This is a genomic window from Microbacterium neimengense (assembly GCF_054782995.1).
Genome location: NZ_BAAGRK010000005.1, coordinates 1 through 611 on the forward strand (window position 1 = coordinate 1; position 611 = coordinate 611).

1 protein-coding gene is annotated in these 611 nt (G+C 40.2%); it reads right to left on the minus strand.

Annotated features, from left to right (window positions below; all coding sequences use genetic code 11):
• A partial coding sequence (locus ACYVJS_RS10370) for a transposase (protein ID WP_460739889.1) occupies window positions 1–446 on the minus strand: 446 nt, incomplete at its 3' end.
• Between the last annotated feature and the right edge of the window lie 165 nt (window positions 447–611).

The window sequence follows — 611 nt, forward strand, 5'->3', positions numbered from 1 at the left end:
TTAAAGCGGTTTATTTTTGTCTCGTCGGACCATATAACCCTTCTCCAATTGTCTTGAGTCCAGTCCTTATGTGCAAGGCACCATGCTAATCTTGCTTTGACATGCTTGTCTTTGAGTAATGGCTTCTTAGGCTTCTCAATTGCGTCTAAACCCTTTCTGCGGAGTACTCTACGAACTGTTTCGGGATGGCATTTGATTCCTAAATCATTTTCTAAGCCCTTCGTGACTTTCACAGCATCAGGAACGCGTTTACGAGTGACTTGCTGAATGCAATAGATCTCATTGGCGGGAGATAATACACGGGGACGACCACCTTTTGACTTCGGAAGNATTCTTGCAACACTCCCTCTTCCAATACTTAACTTATCTGCAACTTCCCTGAGTGTATGACCATTTTGGAGCAACAGAATGGCAGATTTTCTCTTATCTTCAGGCAACTTCTTCATGCGTAATTTCGGTGTAGATTTTATATAGATTAAAGGAGTTTTAAATACCGAAATAAGGATAGGGGGCCTAAGTGAGGCATTACCAACGCTAATTTATGTAAATTATTTCATTGTTCAAGTTGTGGTTCCATTATTTAGTGAGAAATAGAAAAATTCTTTTCGCTC